14 protein-coding genes are annotated in these 16947 nt (G+C 32.3%); 5 read left to right on the top strand and 9 right to left on the bottom strand.

The window, feature by feature from the left end:
• Positions 1 to 15: 15 nt before the first annotated feature.
• Genes miaB through C7381_RS05800 form a run of 5 tightly spaced genes read left to right on the top strand, consistent with a single transcriptional unit; the run spans position 16 to position 7994 of the window.
• On the top strand, positions 16 to 1326 hold the full coding sequence (gene miaB, locus C7381_RS05820; protein ID WP_245893776.1) for a tRNA (N6-isopentenyl adenosine(37)-C2)-methylthiotransferase MiaB: 1311 nt from the start codon (positions 16 to 18) through the stop codon (positions 1324 to 1326).
• Positions 1326 to 3902, top strand: a complete 2577-nt coding sequence (mutS, locus tag C7381_RS05815; RefSeq protein WP_116480253.1) for a DNA mismatch repair protein MutS — start codon at positions 1326 to 1328, stop codon at positions 3900 to 3902. The genes miaB and mutS overlap by 1 nt, the downstream gene beginning before the upstream one ends.
• A gap of 1 nt (position 3903) precedes the next feature.
• Entirely contained in the window at positions 3904 to 5811 is a 1908-nt protein-coding gene (gene mutL, locus C7381_RS05810; RefSeq protein ID WP_116480252.1) for a DNA mismatch repair endonuclease MutL, read from the top strand.
• Complete coding sequence (miaA, locus tag C7381_RS05805; protein WP_116480251.1) at positions 5804 to 6748, top strand: tRNA (adenosine(37)-N6)-dimethylallyltransferase MiaA; 945 nt, start codon at positions 5804 to 5806, stop codon at positions 6746 to 6748. Before mutL ends, miaA begins: the two co-directional genes overlap by 8 nt.
• Complete coding sequence (locus C7381_RS05800) at positions 6732 to 7994, top strand: methionine gamma-lyase family protein (RefSeq protein WP_116480250.1); 1263 nt, start codon at positions 6732 to 6734, stop codon at positions 7992 to 7994. The genes miaA and C7381_RS05800 overlap by 17 nt, the downstream gene beginning before the upstream one ends.
• Before the next feature lie 59 nt (positions 7995 to 8053).
• Here C7381_RS05800 and C7381_RS05795 read toward each other — a convergent pair whose 3' ends face one another.
• From C7381_RS05795 to pgsA, 9 genes are all read right to left on the bottom strand, one after another.
• On the bottom strand, positions 8054 to 9043 hold the full coding sequence (locus C7381_RS05795) for a tyrosine recombinase XerC (protein ID WP_245893774.1): 990 nt from the start codon (positions 9041 to 9043) through the stop codon (positions 8054 to 8056).
• A 741-nt stretch (positions 9044 to 9784) separates the two neighbouring features.
• Complete coding sequence (rny, locus tag C7381_RS05790; RefSeq protein ID WP_034546996.1) at positions 9785 to 11326, bottom strand: ribonuclease Y; 1542 nt, start codon at positions 11324 to 11326, stop codon at positions 9785 to 9787.
• Between the two features lie 119 nt (positions 11327 to 11445).
• Positions 11446 to 12171, bottom strand: coding sequence for an ATPase (locus C7381_RS05785; RefSeq protein ID WP_116480248.1), 726 nt, complete (start codon positions 12169 to 12171; stop codon positions 11446 to 11448).
• On the bottom strand, positions 12161 to 12403 hold the full coding sequence (locus tag C7381_RS05780) for an ATP synthase subunit B family protein (protein ID WP_034546998.1): 243 nt from the start codon (positions 12401 to 12403) through the stop codon (positions 12161 to 12163). Before C7381_RS05780 ends, C7381_RS05785 begins: the two co-directional genes overlap by 11 nt.
• On the bottom strand, positions 12393 to 13862 hold the full coding sequence (locus C7381_RS05775) for an AAA family ATPase (protein WP_116480247.1): 1470 nt from the start codon (positions 13860 to 13862) through the stop codon (positions 12393 to 12395). The genes C7381_RS05780 and C7381_RS05775 overlap by 11 nt, the downstream gene beginning before the upstream one ends.
• On the bottom strand, positions 13846 to 14820 hold the full coding sequence (locus C7381_RS05770) for a metallophosphoesterase family protein (protein WP_034547002.1): 975 nt from the start codon (positions 14818 to 14820) through the stop codon (positions 13846 to 13848). Before C7381_RS05770 ends, C7381_RS05775 begins: the two co-directional genes overlap by 17 nt.
• 12 nt (positions 14821 to 14832) lie before the next feature.
• Complete coding sequence (gene recA, locus C7381_RS05765) at positions 14833 to 15912, bottom strand: recombinase RecA (RefSeq protein WP_116480246.1); 1080 nt, start codon at positions 15910 to 15912, stop codon at positions 14833 to 14835.
• Positions 15912 to 16409 carry a CinA family protein gene (locus tag C7381_RS05760; protein WP_165803611.1) on the bottom strand — a complete coding sequence of 166 codons (498 nt, stop codon included), beginning with the start codon at positions 16407 to 16409 and terminating at the stop codon, positions 15912 to 15914. The genes recA and C7381_RS05760 overlap by 1 nt, the downstream gene beginning before the upstream one ends.
• Positions 16390 to 16947 (bottom strand): CDP-diacylglycerol--glycerol-3-phosphate 3-phosphatidyltransferase, encoded by a 558-nt coding sequence (gene pgsA / locus C7381_RS05755; protein WP_116480244.1) that lies wholly within the window; start codon positions 16945 to 16947, stop codon positions 16390 to 16392. Before pgsA ends, C7381_RS05760 begins: the two co-directional genes overlap by 20 nt.

The raw sequence follows: 16947 nt of genomic DNA, 5'->3' as shown, positions 1-16947 counted from the left end.
AAGGGTGATATTATATTGAAAGAGAAGTATATTATAAAAACATACGGCTGTCAGATGAATGAACATGATTCTGAAATTTTAAAATATGATTTGGAAGAAATGGGTTATGAGCCTACTGAAGAAGTTGATGAAGCTAAAATTATTATTTTTAATACTTGTGCAATAAGAAAAAATGCAGAAAATAAAGTTTATGGTAATTTGGGATGGCTCAAAGGCAATGAAAAATATGATGAAAAAATTATTTGCATTTGTGGCTGTATGATGCAGTCTGAAGAAATTAGAAATGAGATTATATCTAAATTTAAAAACGTAAAGATTATATTTGGAACAAATAATATAGATAATTTTAGAAGTTTACTTGAGAGGCATCTTGCAACCGGAGAACGAATTGTCGAAGTTCTTGAAAAAAATGAATATACAGATAAAACTTTTGATGCAATAAGGCCTTTTAAATACAAGTCATTTGTAAATATTACTTATGGATGCAATAATTTCTGCACATATTGCATCGTGCCTTATACAAGAGGAAGAGAGACTTCTAGGACTGTAGAAGATATAGTTGATGAGGTCAAGTTTTTGGTTCAAGACGGAGTTAAGGAAATAATGCTTCTTGGGCAAAATGTAAATTCTTTTGGTAAGACTTTGACGCCCAGAAGAAGTTTTGCCGAGCTTCTTGTCGAACTTAATAAGATTAGAGATTTAAAGAGAATAAGGTTTATGACTCCGCATCCGAGAGATATAACTGATGATTTTTTGGAGCTTTATGGAAAACTTGACAAGCTCATGCCTCAGCTTCATCTTCCGATTCAATCAGGCTCGGATAAGGTTTTAAAGGATATGAACAGGCATTATGATATTGAAAAGTATATGTATATTGTCGACAAGGTAAAACAGATTCGACCAGACATTTCGCTTTCAACAGATATTATTGTCGGATACCCGACAGAGACGGAAGAAGATTTCGAAAAGACTTTGGATATCGTCAAAAAAGTTAGGTATGACAGTGCATTTACATTTATTTTCAGCCCAAGACCAAATACACCAGCGGCGAAGCTTAAAGAAATAGATGATAGTATTCTGAAAGATAGATTCAATCGATTGACCGATTTAATGAATAGCATTCAGCTGGAAAATCACGAAGGTACAATTGGAAATCGATATGAGGTTTTGGTTGAATCATATAATGAAACTGAGCACACACTCGAGGGAAGAAATCCTTATGGACGTCTTGTCGTTTTTGAAGGAGATAGGGAAGATATCGGAAAAATTGTTGAGGTTGAAATAGAGAAGATTAATACTTTTACAAGTTTTGGACGGATGGTTTAATGAGTTTATTTGAAAGCATAGACAAAGAAAAGTTAACGCCAATGATGAGGCAATACGCATCCATAAAAGATCAGGCATTGGATTCTATTTTGATGTATAGAATCGGTGATTTTTATGAGATGTTTTTTGACGATGCAATAGAAGCCTCGAGAGTTTTGGGGCTTGCTCTCACCGGAAGGGACTGCGGTCTTGAGGAGAGAGCACCGATGTGTGGAGTGCCGCATCACGCATCGCTTACTTATGTAAAAAAATTAATAGAAAATAATTACAAGGTCGCAATTTGCGAGCAATTGGAAGAGCCGGGGCAAGGGAAGGCACTTGTCGAAAGAGGAATAATAAAAATTTATACTCCTGGCACCATAATAGATACGGAGTATTTATCTGATGATGACAACAATTTTTTGGCGTCAATTTATGTAGACGAAAATATTTCAATTGCATATGCTGATATTTCGACAGGGGAACTTTATGTTTCAAATGATTTTGTGTTTGATTCTTTTAAGAGCATTTATGATGAGGTTATGAGGATACATCCGAAAGAAATAATTGTAAATGACGTTAAACTATATTCCAAATTTAAAGAGCTCGGTTATTATACAGTTCTTAAAAATGAAGTGCCGAATTTTGAAGAAATAAAAGAAAAGATTTCAGAATTTACTGGAATAGATATTAATGCACAAAAAAATATTGTAAATTTAAGATTTTCTATTTTAAATTTGTTTAAATATTTATTTGAAAATAAAAATATAAATTTAAAACATATAGATAGTATTATTTCATATGATATTTCAAAATATCTTGAGCTCGACGAGAGTGCTATAAGAAATCTTGAGCTTTCAAAAAACATTACCGATAACACTAAGAAGGGAAGTCTACTTTCGATTTTGGACAAGACTATAACATCGAAAGGTGCAAGAAGACTCAAGGCTATTATCGAAAGACCGTTAAAAGATATTCGCGAGATATCTTATAGACAAAATGTTGTGGAAGTTTTTTACAACAATCCTATTGAAGCGGAAACTATTAAAAATTTATTATCTAAGACTTTTGACATAGAAAGAATTGCGTCAAAGATTTCTGAAAAATCCGCTTCTCCGCAGGATTTATTGAATCTAAAAGAAACACTTCGAATCATTCCGCTCATTAAAGATGAAATCTCTGCACTTGGTTCAGATGCCATGAAAAGACTTTCAGACCTGGATGAGCACAAAGAGATTTATAAGAAACTTCAAGATGCAATAGCTGATGAACCGTCGATGTCAATAAATGACGGTTATGTTATTAGACACGGATACAACAGTGAGCTCGACGAAATAAGAGACGACAAGACCGAAATTACCGATAAACTTATTAATTATGAAAATGAGCTAAGAGCAAAGACGGATATAAAAACTTTAAGGATTAAATACAATAAACTTGCCGGCTATTATATTGAGGTCTCAAAGGGACAAGCGGACAAGGTTTCTGATGAGTTTGAAAGAACTCAAACTTTAAAGAATGCAGAAAGATATAAGACGAAAAAGCTTAGAGAGATTGAGTACAATGTATTAAATTCTTCAAGTATTGCACTTGCACTAGAAAAAAATATATATTTTGAGATGTTGGATTCATTTATGGAGTTCATTCCATCTTTAAAGAAGCTTGCATTTGATCTCGCTGAAATTGACGTCTATATTGCTCTTAGTACGGTTGCAAGAGAGAATAGGTATATCAGACCGAAGTTTAACACAGAGTCTAGAATAGAGCTTGTAAACGCCAGACACCCGGTTATAGAAATGATGAATGGGTTGGAAGAGTTTATACCAAACGACGTGAACTTAAATTCGCTCGACAGAGTTGCGATAATAACAGGTCCTAACATGAGTGGTAAGTCCACATATATGAGAATGGTTGCCATAATACAAATAATGGCACAAATCGGATCGTTTATTCCTGCGGATTCAGGCGATTTGAGTGTTGTGGATAAAATATTTACAAGAATAGGAGCAAGTGATTCGCTATATTCCGGAAAGTCTACATTTATGGTTGAAATGAGCGAAGTAAGCTATATTTTGAAGAATGCCACAAAAAATTCACTTATAATTTTAGATGAAGTCGGCAGAGGCACAAGCACATTTGACGGAATGGCGATTGCAAAAGCGGTTGTTTTATATATAACTGATAGAGTTAAAGCTTTTACTTTGTTTTCAACTCACTATCAAGAATTGTCCAATTTGGAATCGCTTTCAAACATAATTTTCAATCTTACTCTTACAATTAAAGAAGAAGGAAACGATATAATGTTTTTGAGGAAAGTTAAACCGGGCATTACATCAAAGAGTTATGGTATCCATGTTGCAAAACTTGCAGGACTGCCGGATGAAGTTATTTCAAAAGCACGAAAATTCCAGAAAGATGCGGAAATTAATTATAGAAATGGAAGACAAGTTGATTTCTTAAACAACAGTTACGAGGAAGAACCGGTTGGAGTAGACAATCAATTGAGGGATTATATTTTGAGTCTTGATATAAATTCGATGACACCGATTGATGCTATGATGGAAATAAACAATATTATTAAAAAAGCGAAGGAATAATATGAAAAAAATTATAAAACTCGACAATAAGACAATTGAAAATATTGCGGCGGGTGAAATTATAAACAGACCTGTTTCAATCATTAAAGAATTGGTTGAGAACTCCATTGACGCCGGTGCAACGGATATTGTGGTTGAAATAAAAAGAGGTGGGAAGGACTATATCAGAGTTACAGACAACGGTTCTGGGATTTTTGATGAGGATTTGCCTAATGTTTTTAAGAAGCATTTCACTTCAAAAATTACAAACTTCGAAGATTTGTTCTCGCTCGATACAAGAGGATTCAGGGGTGAGGCATTAAATTCTATTCAAAATGTTTCGGAAGTTTCGCTTTCCACAAAGACGCATGAAGAAAATGTTGGTCTTAATATAAAATATTCTTTCGGGGAATTTGTTTCAAAAGGGGAGGCTGTAACGAACTATGGAACTACTATTGAGTCTTCGAATCTTTTTAAAAATATGCCAGTGAGACGCGACTTTCTTGCGTCGGACAGAACTGAAGAAAATCAAATAATATCTCTTATTGAAACCATGGCAGTCGCTTATTACAGCACATCCTTCAGACTTATATCAAATGGTAGAACGGTGATTAATACAAGTGGTTCAGGTAATCTTAAAACGACGATTTTGGAAGTTTATGATTTAAACACTGCTACAAAGACAATTGAGATCGATAAAACATTTGACGATTATAAAGTCTATGGTCTAATTGGAAACAGTGACAATTCAACTGTAGGACAAAACAAGTCTCTTTTGTTTGTAAATGGCAGAATTACAGAGAATAAAGAGCTCGAGAAATTAATAGACGGTATTTATTATGGAATAATTCCCAAAAACAGAAGACCGGTTTATTTTATTTTTCTAACAGTGCCAAAAAATTCAGTTGATGTCAATATTCATCCTTCGAAAAAATTTGTTAAGTTTAATGATTTTGACAAGGTTAAATATTTAGTTGAAAGTTCAATTTATGAAGTTTTAAAATCAAATAAAGACGTTGTGAGTGCTTCAAGTGAAGAAAGCATTTCTTTTACTGTGGAAGACGAAGAAGTTAATGATGAAGAAATATCTTTGGAGAATCAGCAAATGGATGATGCTGAAGATTCAGTTAAAAATTCGCCTCAAAATATAAAGAGCAGCTTAAATATGGATTATTATAATATTGAGACTGCTGCTGATGATGGAAATGATTATAAATTTGAAACAGATAATGATTCGGATGAAATTATAGATTCTGATTTTCAGTTTGAAATCCCTAATATGGTTGTTAAAAAAGAAGAAGTTATCAAAAATACAGAGACGAGTATTGAAACTTTGCTTCCAATTGATGGAATGTGGAATTTTAATATTCCACTTGGAATAGTTTTTAATAATTACTTTTTGATTGAAAATAAACCTAAAAACTGTATGATTGTGGTTAATATAAAAAATGCAATTGAGAGATCTTTGTATGATAAAATAAATTCTGATTATGCAAATAAATCTGTTGGAACGCAAACTGTTTTAGAGCCATTTGTTTATAACTATGATCGCGGAACATTGGAAAAAATTGAAGAAAATATTGAGATTTTGAGTGAATTGGGTTTCGATATTTCAATTATGGGCGAGAATACAGTTGTATTGCATGGAGTGCCTTCTCTCATAAGTGATAAATTTATAAAAAGCAATTTTGATGATTTGGTGTACACGATAGAAGGTGGAAATAATCATAAAAATATTACAGAAAAGTCGCTTATTTCTAGTCTAAGTAAAATTGCATCTAACAGTTCTAGACTTGCGAATGTTAATGAAATCAAACAGATTTTATATGATGTTTTAAATTCGAAGAACTCTTTAACATCTCCGCAAGGGAAAAATATTTTCACAATCGTCGATGAAGTGAGATTTATTGAGAGGCTATTACATGAATAAGCCACATATAATTATTATTGCAGGACCTACAGCTGTCGGAAAAACAAAGACATCTATTGAACTTGCAAAAGCGCTTAATACTGAAATTATTTCGGCAGATTCGATTCAAATTTATAGAGGTTGTGATATTGGAAGTGCGAAAGTTACCACTGAAGAGATGCAAGGAATCAAGCATCATTTGATTGACATTAAAGAGCCTTACGAGAATTATAGCGTTAAAGAATATAGAGAAGATGCATTTAATATAATAAATGAATTACATGCGAAAAATAAAATTCCGATTGTCTGTGGCGGAACCGGTTTTTATATAAACTCATTGATTTATGATATGAATCTAGACGACAACAGTCAAGACGATTTTGTGCGTGAAAAAATTTATGAAATGTATGAAGAAAAAGGCATAGATCATATTAGAGATGCACTTTTTTATATCGATAAAAAATCTTTTGATAGAATAAACGTGAATGATACTAAAAGAAATATAAGGGCTATTGAGTATTTTATTTGTACCGGAAATAAATTTTCAGATACTTTCAATTCAATAAGAGAAATTAATAATAATATAACTTTCAGCTATTACGCCCTTGAAATGCAAAGAGATTTATTATACGATAGAATAAATAAAAGAGTAGATATAATGCTTGAGGAAGGATTGATTGACGAAGTTAAGAACCTTATGAGTAATGGCATTACAAAAGAAAATCAATCCATGCAGGCGATTGGATATAAAGAAATCATAAAATATCTTGAAGGTGAGTGGGATTATGATTTTGCAATTGATAAACTCAAGCAATTTTCAAGAAACTATGCAAAAAGACAACTGACATGGTTTAGAAACGATTCAAATGTAAAAATGATAGATGTAAATGAATTTAACAATGTTTCAGAAGTAGTAAAATTCATTGAAAGCGAGGAGAAAAATGAGGGATTTTTATAATTATTATAATATAAATAAAGATATTGTTGACGAAATTGAGCTTGCGGAGACTAAAATAACAACTCAATTTACAGAAGTTGATAAAATAGTTTTTCACAATCAAAAGAAAGTTTTGATGGCAATGCAAGCCGCCAATCTTGGTTCTGGAGACTTTTTTTGGCCTACAGGTTATGGATATGCAGACCCTGGTAGAGATAAAACCGAATCGATATATAGTAAAGTATTTAACACTGAAGATGCGCTCGTAAGACCGTCTATTGCGTCAGGGACACATGCGATTTATCTTGGACTTGATTCTGTTTTAAATGCGGGAGATGAGCTATTATATATTTCCGGCATTCCGTATGATACAATGCAAAAATCATTAGGATATGTAGGAAATGAAAAAAACAATCTAAAATCAAAAGGTATCAGTGTAAAATATGTACCGCTTGATGAGAATAATCAATTTGATAAAAAAGCGATTTCAGATGCTATAAACGATAAAACAAAAGTTGTTGCCATACAAAGATCCACCGGTTATTCACTAAGAAGAGCTTTTAATATTAATGAAATAGGAGAAATTATTAAGTTTGTTAAGGATTATAAAAAAGACGTTATTATTTTTGTGGACAATTGCTATGGCGAGTTTACCGAATATGATGAGCCTACAGACGTCGGTGCTGATCTAATGGCAGGAAGCTTAATTAAAAATCCGGGGGCAGGAATTGCCTTTTCAGGCGGATATTTGGTTGGTAAAAAAGACCTCATCGAGTGTGCTGCGAACAATTTGACAGCACCGGGAATAGGGAAGGAAGTAGGTCTTACTTTCGGCACAACTAGATTTACCCTTCAAGGACTTTTTCTTGCACCGCACGTGGTCGGACAAGCAATGAAGGGTGCATATCTCATTGCACACGTAATGAAGGACAGAGGATATAAAATTATTCCAGAGGAAACATTTCCAAAGAGCGACATTGTACAAACGATTATATTTGAAGATAAAGAAGCACTTAAACAATTTACAATCGGCGTTCAACAAGCCGGAGCTGTGGATTCGTATGCAATTCCTACCGCTTGGGACATGCCGGGCTATGAAGACCAAGTTATTATGGCGGCACCTGGATTTGTCGAAGGCTCAAGCATTGAAATAAGTTGTGATGCGCCTATGAGAGAGCCATACGCTGCATATTATCAAGGTGGAATAACATATGAGCATGCAAAGATTGCATTGATGTTTGGGCTTAGAAATTTAGATAAAAAATAATTGCAATTATTTTAACAATTATAAATAAAAAAAGATGAAGAAAAATCAAAATGACTTTTCTATTTTTCTTCATCTTTTAGATTGAAGTTACTGAGAGGATTGCTTTCAGTAGCTTTTTTTATGATTTCATTGTCAAGGTGTGTATAGATTTGAGTTGTTGCGACATTTGAATGACCTAAAACTTCTTTTAACGTTAAAATATCAACATCGCCATATTTATACATCAAAGTTGCTGCGGTATGTCTTAGTTTATGAACGGTATAATCGCTCGATAAACCGGCTTCTTTGACGCGTTTTTCAATCATATGTTGCACTGCACGATTTGAAATTCGATTGTTTTGTTGACTTAAAAAAAGTGCTTTTTTATCTTTTTCATTAATAAGACTCTCAGCAGGCCTTACAGTTAGATAATCGTTTATAGAGTCTATAGTGGCTTCATTTAAAAAGATAATACGCTCTTTATTTCCTTTACCAACAACGGATGCGCTGTTGTCATCGTGAATGGAATCAACATTAAGGCTAACAAGCTCCGACAAACGAAGCCCACAGTTTAAAAAGACCATCATGATAGCAAAATCTCTTTTTTTGAGGAAAACATTTTTTTCCGTCTCAACGGTCTCTAAAAGCTTTGTAGCATCGTTTAGAGTAAGATATATAGGTAGACGCTTATCAAGCTTAGGGTATTCGAGCTCATACGAAGGATTATTCGAAACAACTTTAATTTTCTCATATAGATACTTATAGAAAGCTCTAATGCTTGCAACTTTTCTAAATTTTGCCGCAGAGCCGTTTGAATCGACTCTGTCTTTAAAAGCGATATAGGCATACATATCCTGAAGTGTAATGCTGTCGAGATATTTGGCATCTATTGATTCGATATTTATATCATGAAAAGAGATGTCTTTTAAATTTTCTTTTCTAAGTCTAATGAATTTTAAAAAGCTTACTAAGTCATAAGAATATTCTTTAACGGTATTTTTGCTATGGCTTTTTACACTGGATAAATAGTCTAAAAAGTCCGATAAAACAAGTGGTAGACCTGTTTCCACAATAACTCCCCCTCTTTGTCGCAAAATAACTATTTTGTGACATATTTTATATTTCTATTATACCCCTACTCCAAATAAATGTCAAGCATAAATTTAAAATAGTTACTATAAAATATAATTAAAATTTTTAGCGTTTAGACAAAATATCTAAAACGTTAATCTAAAATTATAATCAAAGCCAAAATAAATTCTATTATAATTAAATTTTATCGCATACTATTCATAAACAAAATTTTAATATACATATTTTTTGATCATTATATTTATATAACAATTTTGATACCGATTTCATTTATAAATTTTGTATGTATTTACACTAAGATATTAATAGTTATATATAAAATCATTAAATAGGACCTACCCTATTAAAAATTATCATTACAAAGCTAGTTTGTTTTTATAACATATGCATGAAAACAATATAGATATATATAGTTTAGATAATAAATATAACACTTCATATAAAATAAATAATCTTGAATTTTTATTTATTGTTGAAATTATAAATTTAAAGATTTTGAGAAAAAATTTCTTATTATACATATATCAAATATTATATATGTAAGTATTTAATGCTTCTATTTAATATTATAAGAATTATGATTAATTATAAATGATTTTATGATAAATTCCTATAATTTTAAAATTATATTCATATAATAAATATTAAACTCAAATTAATATTACTTTTAATCTATCTTAATTTAATTTTATGTATAAAAATAGTGCCTATAATGGGCACTATTTTGCTAAATGAGATTTTCTAACCTCTTTAATTACATTTACTTTTATTTGACCAGGATATTGCATTTCTTCTTCAATTCTCTTAGCAATATCGTGTGCCATAACTGTCATTTCATCATCAGAAACTTTATCAGGTTTAACCAAAATTCTTACTTCACGTCCTGCTTGAACTGCATAAGTTTTTTCGATACCGTCAAATGAGTTTGCAATCTCTTCAAGTTTTTCTAGACGTTTGATATAACTTTCTAGAGTTTCGCGTCTTGCACCAGGTCTTGCCGCACTTATAGCGTCAGCAGCTTGCACAAGGAATGCTTCAACTGATTGAGGTTCAACATCATTGTGGTGAGCCTCTATACAGTGTATAACCTCTTTACTTATCTTGTAACGTTTAGCAAGATTAACTCCAAGTTCTACGTGAGTTCCTTCGAATTCTCTATCGATACCCTTTCCGATATCATGAAGCAACCCGCCCATTTTTGCAACTCTTACATTGGCTCCAATTTCTTCTGCCATCATACCGGCAAGGTGTGAAACCTCTATTGAGTGGTCGAGTACATTTTGGCCATAACTTGTTCTATATTTGAGTCGTCCCAAATACTTTTGAAGTTCCGGATTAATACCATGTAATCCAGTTTCAATAACAGCATTATTACCGGCTTCAGTAATAATCTTGTTAACATCTTCTTTTGCCTTTTCAACAGTTTCTTCAATTCGTGCAGGTTGAATCCTTCCATCTTGAATAAGTCTGGTTAGAGAAAGTCTTGCAACTTCTCTCCTTATTGGGTCAAAACTTGAAAGTACAACAGCTTCCGGTGTATCATCAATAATTAAATCAACACCTGTAAGGCTTTCTAGAACTTTTATATTTCTTCCTTCCCTACCTATAATTCTACCTTTCATATCATCATTCGGCAAATCGACAACTGTGACTGTTGTTTCATTAACATAGTCAGATGCGACTCTTTGAATGACAGAAGATATAATTTCTCTTGCTGTTTCATCACTGGAATCCTTGATTTTGTCTTCCATTTGTCTTATACGAATAGCCGTTTCTTGTGTCATTTCATGATCAAGATCGGCGATAAGAATATTCTTTGCTTCCTCACGAGTAAGACCTGAGATTTCTTCAAGTTTTTGTTCTTGTGATTTAACCAATTCGTCTGCACGCAAATTTTTATCTTCGATATCTTTAATCTTTTGATTTAGCTTATCTTCCTTTTTTTGTAAATTGTCAATTTTTCTGTCCAGGGTTTCTTCGCGACTTATAAGTCTTTTCTCTGTACTTTGGAATTCTCTTCGTCTATCTTTAGATTCTAGTTCAAGTTCATCTTTAGATTTTTGAATTTCTTCTTTAGCATTTAAGATTAATTCTTTCTTTTCCGCTTCTCCATCTTTTCTTGCATCTTCAAGAATTCTACGTGCTTCTTCTTCAGCAGAACCGATGGCTTTTTCGGAAACTTTTTTTCGCAATAAATAACCTACAAAAATACCGCAACCTAAGGAAAATATGAAAATCAGAAAATAATAAACAATTGGCATTTATTTTCTCCTTTCTATTTAGTTGTTTAGGTCCTATATCTATTGTAACGCTTTTTTAATTAAAAGTCAATTTAAAAATGGGCTTTTTAAATAAATTTTATACAAAATTTTTATAACTATTATTGGATTTCAAATTCAATATTTTCATCTTCATCCAAATCAACTAATTCTTCTATTGAAGATTCTTCAATTACTCCATTTTTGGTTTTTACAATCTTTGTAACGCCGTCAGTTTGCTCAAGTTCAAAACAGCTGTCTCCTATTGCAGACAGATAGTCATCGTGAGTAACCATAATAATCTGTCTGTCGTATTCATCTGAAAAACCTTTAAGATATAGACCTACATTAGGTATATATTCTTTAGAAACATATTTTGCAGGCTCATCGAGAATAATTGGTCCTAGGATACCATTTCGTGTAAGAATTTCAGAAATTGACAGACGTAGCCCAAGACTAACAACGTCAACAATTCCCCCACCTCTTGAGTCTTCAGGCTTTGTAAGATTGTCAATATTTCCATTTTCATCTGTTACATAGAATTCCATACCGGTTGATTTCTGAGACATCTCATCTTTAATAATAAAACGTATATTTGTTTTAAAAACATATCTTAGACAAAGAGTGACTATATTTTCTATTATATTCTTAGATTGCTGTCTCGCATATTGAATTGCATGATTCAAAAGAAGAATTGTTTGTGTATAGAGTTCAATCGAGTTGTTCGCATCTGAGATTGTATTTTTAAGTTCGTCAATCTTTTTCTCAAGCATCTCCTTTTTTACTTCATCGCTTATAATCTTCTTATTTGTATCATCTATGAATTCTTTAATTTCATTAATTTGCATTGTTTTCTTCTATAAGTTTTTCACAGATTTGAAGCTTTTCTTCGATTTCTTTTGCAATATTATCGAGGTCAGCTTTTATTGTTTCAGGAGTTGAGCCTGCATTTATAATCTCTTTAATGATTTCTTCTTTTTGAGCTTTTAAACTGTCAAGAGTTCCCTGTGCCCTATCTCTTTTTTGAGACGCCTGATCAAGCTCTTTTTTTATTTGATTTGCTCGTTCTTCATAGTTCATTTGTGTATTCCTTTCTAATTTTTTCTATATGTTCTTCGGTTATCTTTGAACCGCACATTGGACAAATATTGCTTTTTTGTAACACTTCTAGATAAGAATTAAGCTTTTCATTTATTTCATTATCTAAATTATTTATAATATTTTGTGAATATTCAATATCTGAATTTTTTGAAAAAAGTGAGTTATATAGAGTATTGTAGTCATTAAACTTTTCGTCGAGATTTATTACGTAATTTAAATATTTTGACAAGTTTTCAATAAATAGAGGTTCTATATCCTTTTCTACTTCAGCTATAGTTCTTTCTATAGTAACTAGTCTATTATGAAGGTTTTGTAACAATTGAAATTTATTTAAAATATTTTGTGTATATTTTACAGTATCATATATTTTGTCTAAATTCTTAGATCCGGATATAATTTCTTCATTTCTCTTTTGCGACTCTTCTACCCTTTCAAGATCCTTATTAATATTTGTAAGCGTATTAAATCTTCTAATCAAAGAAACAACATTTTCGAACTTCGGATTTGCATCTTCTAAGAAGTTCGTATTATTAATAATTTTCATATTTGTTTCATATAATGCTTCGTTATTTCTTAGATTCATAAACTTGTTATAGTAGTCTGCCCCTTTAATTAAAAGAGAGTTTAATTTATAGTATGTTTTATATGTTTCGTCAACAAAACTCAAGCTTTTAATTGTATTTTCTTCAGTTTTAATTCGTTCTATATTATTATCCAACCTCTGATTTAAAACTGAAAGATTTTCATTCATTTTATTTTTTTGAATAAGTTCAGAATACAAATCTTTAACTTTTTCAAGATTTTGTTTTCTTTCGTCAAGATTATCATACTCTTTTATTTGCTCTTCAGAATTTTTCAAGGCTTCTTCGGAAGTATTTATATTTTTTCTAAAGTCTTTAATATTGGAATTTGCAATCTGAATTGCTCTGTCTATAATATTTACATTTGAAATTGCACCGATTGCCTTGGCTTTTTTAATGCTCGATTCAGAAAGAAGAAACGCACCTTCGAGCTGTGTTTGATATGTTATAGGTGATTCAATTTTATCTGCGATTTCAAACTTTCTAACTCCCGTAATCTCTTGAATTTCTTCAGGAACGGAGCTTCCGAAACCGGATAGTTTTTTCGGCTCATCAAAATCGGGATGATTTATATGATAGCCGTTGAACTTTTTATTTCGGATTCTCTTAACACTATAGCCGTCACTATATATCAGTTCAACTGAAGTGGAGGTTTCACCTGCTCTTATAAACGCTGTCCCTTGTGGTTCATTAAAAAACACCCATCCAAGTGCACGCAAAATTGCAGTTTTACCAACGTCTGAAGAGCCCAGAATCACATTAACGTGCTCATCTAAATTTAAAACAGTATGTCTGTGTGATTGGAAGTTTTTAATGATAATTGTGGATATTTTTCTATTATCAGTCGATTTGTTCATTTTGTGCCTCCGTGACGAGTTCGATTGCCTTGTTTCTTACTTCTTCATTCAGGCTTTCTGTTATATCAATTTTATTTAAAAGTTCCCTTATATCCATAATTCTATCAAAATCAATCTTTTCAATCTCATACTTTTGGAGTTCAAGTCTTTGATTTTCTTCCTTATCTCTTAAAATCGCTTCCCTATCGAGCACTTCTTCCCCAGGCTTAGCTGATTTTAAATAAAAATCTTCAATCGCAATATCTTTATTTTTTTCGAGCGTTATAATTGATACTTTCGGCTTTCTTTTAAGTTCAATTTCAGTAGCTGAAACCCTTGCCACAGAGCCGGGATTATAAAAATATTTATCATCGACTTTTTGTATTGAAAATCCGGTATGATAATGTCCGCAAATAGTTAGATCAGCTTTTGTGTGTTTTATATCGTCGATTAATGTGTAAGAAATATTTTTAAATGGTTTAGTGAGAAGCATGCCATGTGCAAAAAGAATATCAAAATCGGCAAGCTTTTCCTTAACTATATATTTTTCTCTTCCAATATCCGTGTCTAAATCTCCGTTGTAAGATGCGGAATGCAGAGCAACTGAAACATCGTCTATAGTGAATAATACAGGAGACGTGTCGCTCATAATAGATAGAAGTCCAAAGTCATCAAGAAGTGGCAAAGCGGTTCTATTTAAGCTTTCAACATTGTAAGCATATATGTCGTGATTACCGGGTACAAAAAATATAGGTCTTTTAAATGATTGCATTACTCTTACAAACCGTCTTATAGTTTGAATCGGAACGTCAGGCCTGTCAAGGAGATCCCCTCCATGAACGTAAAAATCAACATCATTATCAGAACCTATATTTTTAATTTCTTGAAATTTTTCTAATAAAGACTCTACATAATTATCTTTTCGTTTACTCGGAGAGTTAGCTCTGATATGAGTATCTGTAAAGTACAAAAATTTCATATTTAATTAGACCTATTTATCTTCACTTTCTGTTACTTCAACATCATCTGGTTGTTCTATAACCTCGTCTTCTCTGTTAAGATGACTCATATAGTTTTCCTTTGGAATAGGTCTTAAGTTATACATTTCTCTTATTTTTGAGTCTATCTCATACATACTTTCAGGGTTATCTCTGAGCCATGCCTTCGAATTTTCGGCTCCTTGTCCAATGTTTTCACCATTATATGAGAACCAGCTTCCGGCTTTCTTAATGATATCGTTTTTAACGGCAACATTAAGAATATCCCCTTCTTTTGAAATACCTGTCCCGTACATAATATCAAACTCAGCAGTTTTAAAAGGTGGAGCAACTTTATTTTTTACAACCTTTGCAACCGTTTTTGAGCCGATCATTTCATCGCCTTGTTTTATAATTTCTTTTCTTCTGATTTCAAGTCTTACAGTTGAATAGAATTTAAGTGCTCTACCGCCTGTTGTTACTTCAGGATTTCCATAGCCACCAACTTTTTCTCTGACTTGGTTAATAAACACACAGGTACTTTTTGAAATATTAATTGCACCTGTCAATTTTCTCATAGCTTTACTCATAAGTCTTGCGTGTGCTCCAACTTGAAGGTCGCTCATTTCTCCATCTATTTCAACTTTAGGCACAAGAGCTGCAACAGAGTCTATTACAATAATATCAACAGCACCACTTCTTACCAATGATTCTGTAATTTCAAGAGCTTGTTCACCATAGTCCGGTTGAGAAATAATTAGTTCGTCTACATTAACTCCTAAATTCTTAGCATAAGCGGGATCCAAAGCGTGTTCAGCGTCGATAAATGCGGCAGTTCCGCCAAGCTTTTGAACTTCTGCAATCATGTGTAAACTTACAGTTGTTTTACCGCTGCTTTCAGGACCGTATACTTCAATAATTCTCCCCTTTGGAATTCCACCAATTCCAAGAGCTATGTCAAGATCAATACTTCCTGTAGGAATAGAAGCAACTTGCATTGAAGTCTTGTCGCCAAGCTTCATAATTGAACCTTTACCGAATTGTTTAGTTATTTGCTCCATTACTTTTTCTAAAGCTTTTTCTTTTTCACTCATTATTTTAATCCTCCATTTATTATTTTATATACTTTTTCTAATGCTATTTTTGTGGCGGTTTCTCGAATAAATTCCCTTGTGTTGTCAATATAAAACTCTTTATAAATAGTTCTAATAGCTCCGCCTTCTCTGAATGCGATTCCAATAAAAAATTTTCCTGTTTCGGGGTCGTCACCCGGTCCCGCATATCCTGTAGTTGCGATTGCGATGTCTGAGCCTGTAGTATTTAGGGCGCCAAGCGCCATCTCACATACAACTTCTTTTGAAACGACAGTGTACGTGTTTATGGTTTCATCCTTAACTCCCAAAAATTTTTCTTTTGCTTTTATCATATAAGTAACAAGCCCTGCAACAAGAACGTTTGAACAACCGGGAATATCTGTAAGAGACTTTGCTATATACCCGCCTGTGAAGCTTTCTGCAGTTGAAATCGTTAAATTTTTTCTTTTTGCTAAGTCTACAACGCGTTTTGAAAGATTATATAAGTTTTTCTTCACTATTTCCTCCAAAAACTACTGCAATATTATCATAAACATAAACACATAATGATATTACCGCCAAAACAACACTTGCATAAATAGTATATATACCGATATTTAGGAAATGGTTTAAATAAGGAATATTGTTAGAAAATAAAACTATTAAAACTCCAATCAATTGAACAACAGTTTTTAACTTTCCCCAGAAGTTTGCGGCAATTGTAACGCCTTTTTGTGCTGCTAATAACCTAAATCCACTTATAATAAATTCTCTAAAAATAATAATAATTACCGATACAGCAGATATGATTGATTGTTCAACAAATATTGTAAGTGCACTCAAAACTAAAATTTTATCGGCAAGTGGGTCCATAAATTTTCCAAAAACTGTTATTTCATTATATTTTCTTGCTAAGTAACCATCGAGTGTATCTGTTAGAGCAGCTATAGCAAAAACTATACCTGAAATATATGTTTCTCTATAAATATAAAATAGTGCAATAAATACAGGAACTAAAAAAATTCTTAAAACTGTTAATTTATTAGGCGTATTCAT

It is taken from the genome of Ezakiella coagulans, from assembly GCF_003096635.1.
Lineage (GTDB): Bacteria > Bacillota > Clostridia > Tissierellales > Peptoniphilaceae > Ezakiella > Ezakiella coagulans.
Note: the sequence above shows the minus strand (reverse complement) of the source record. Positions and strands in the feature narration are given on the sequence as shown.

Excerpts from the sequence above, each read along its gene's own strand:
- mutS (WP_116480253.1), top strand. The coding sequence starts at position 1,326 with ATGAGTTTATTTGAAAGCATAGACAAAGAAAAGTTAACGCCAATGATG.
- mutL (WP_116480252.1), top strand. The coding sequence starts at position 3,904 with ATGAAAAAAATTATAAAACTCGACAATAAGACAATTGAAAATATTGCG.
- miaA (WP_116480251.1), top strand. The coding sequence starts at position 5,804 with ATGAATAAGCCACATATAATTATTATTGCAGGACCTACAGCTGTCGGA.
- C7381_RS05800 (WP_116480250.1), top strand. The coding sequence starts at position 6,732 with ATGAGGGATTTTTATAATTATTATAATATAAATAAAGATATTGTTGAC.
- rny (WP_034546996.1), bottom strand. The coding sequence starts at position 11,326 with ATGCCAATTGTTTATTATTTTCTGATTTTCATATTTTCCTTAGGTTGC.
- C7381_RS05785 (WP_116480248.1), bottom strand. The coding sequence starts at position 12,171 with ATGCAAATTAATGAAATTAAAGAATTCATAGATGATACAAATAAGAAG.
- C7381_RS05780 (WP_034546998.1), bottom strand. The coding sequence starts at position 12,403 with ATGAACTATGAAGAACGAGCAAATCAAATAAAAAAAGAGCTTGATCAG.
- C7381_RS05775 (WP_116480247.1), bottom strand. The coding sequence starts at position 13,862 with ATGAACAAATCGACTGATAATAGAAAAATATCCACAATTATCATTAAA.
- C7381_RS05770 (WP_034547002.1), bottom strand. The coding sequence starts at position 14,820 with ATGAAATTTTTGTACTTTACAGATACTCATATCAGAGCTAACTCTCCG.
- recA (WP_116480246.1), bottom strand. The coding sequence starts at position 15,912 with ATGAGTGAAAAAGAAAAAGCTTTAGAAAAAGTAATGGAGCAAATAACT.
- pgsA (WP_116480244.1), bottom strand. The coding sequence starts at position 16,947 with ATGAATACGCCTAATAAATTAACAGTTTTAAGAATTTTTTTAGTTCCT.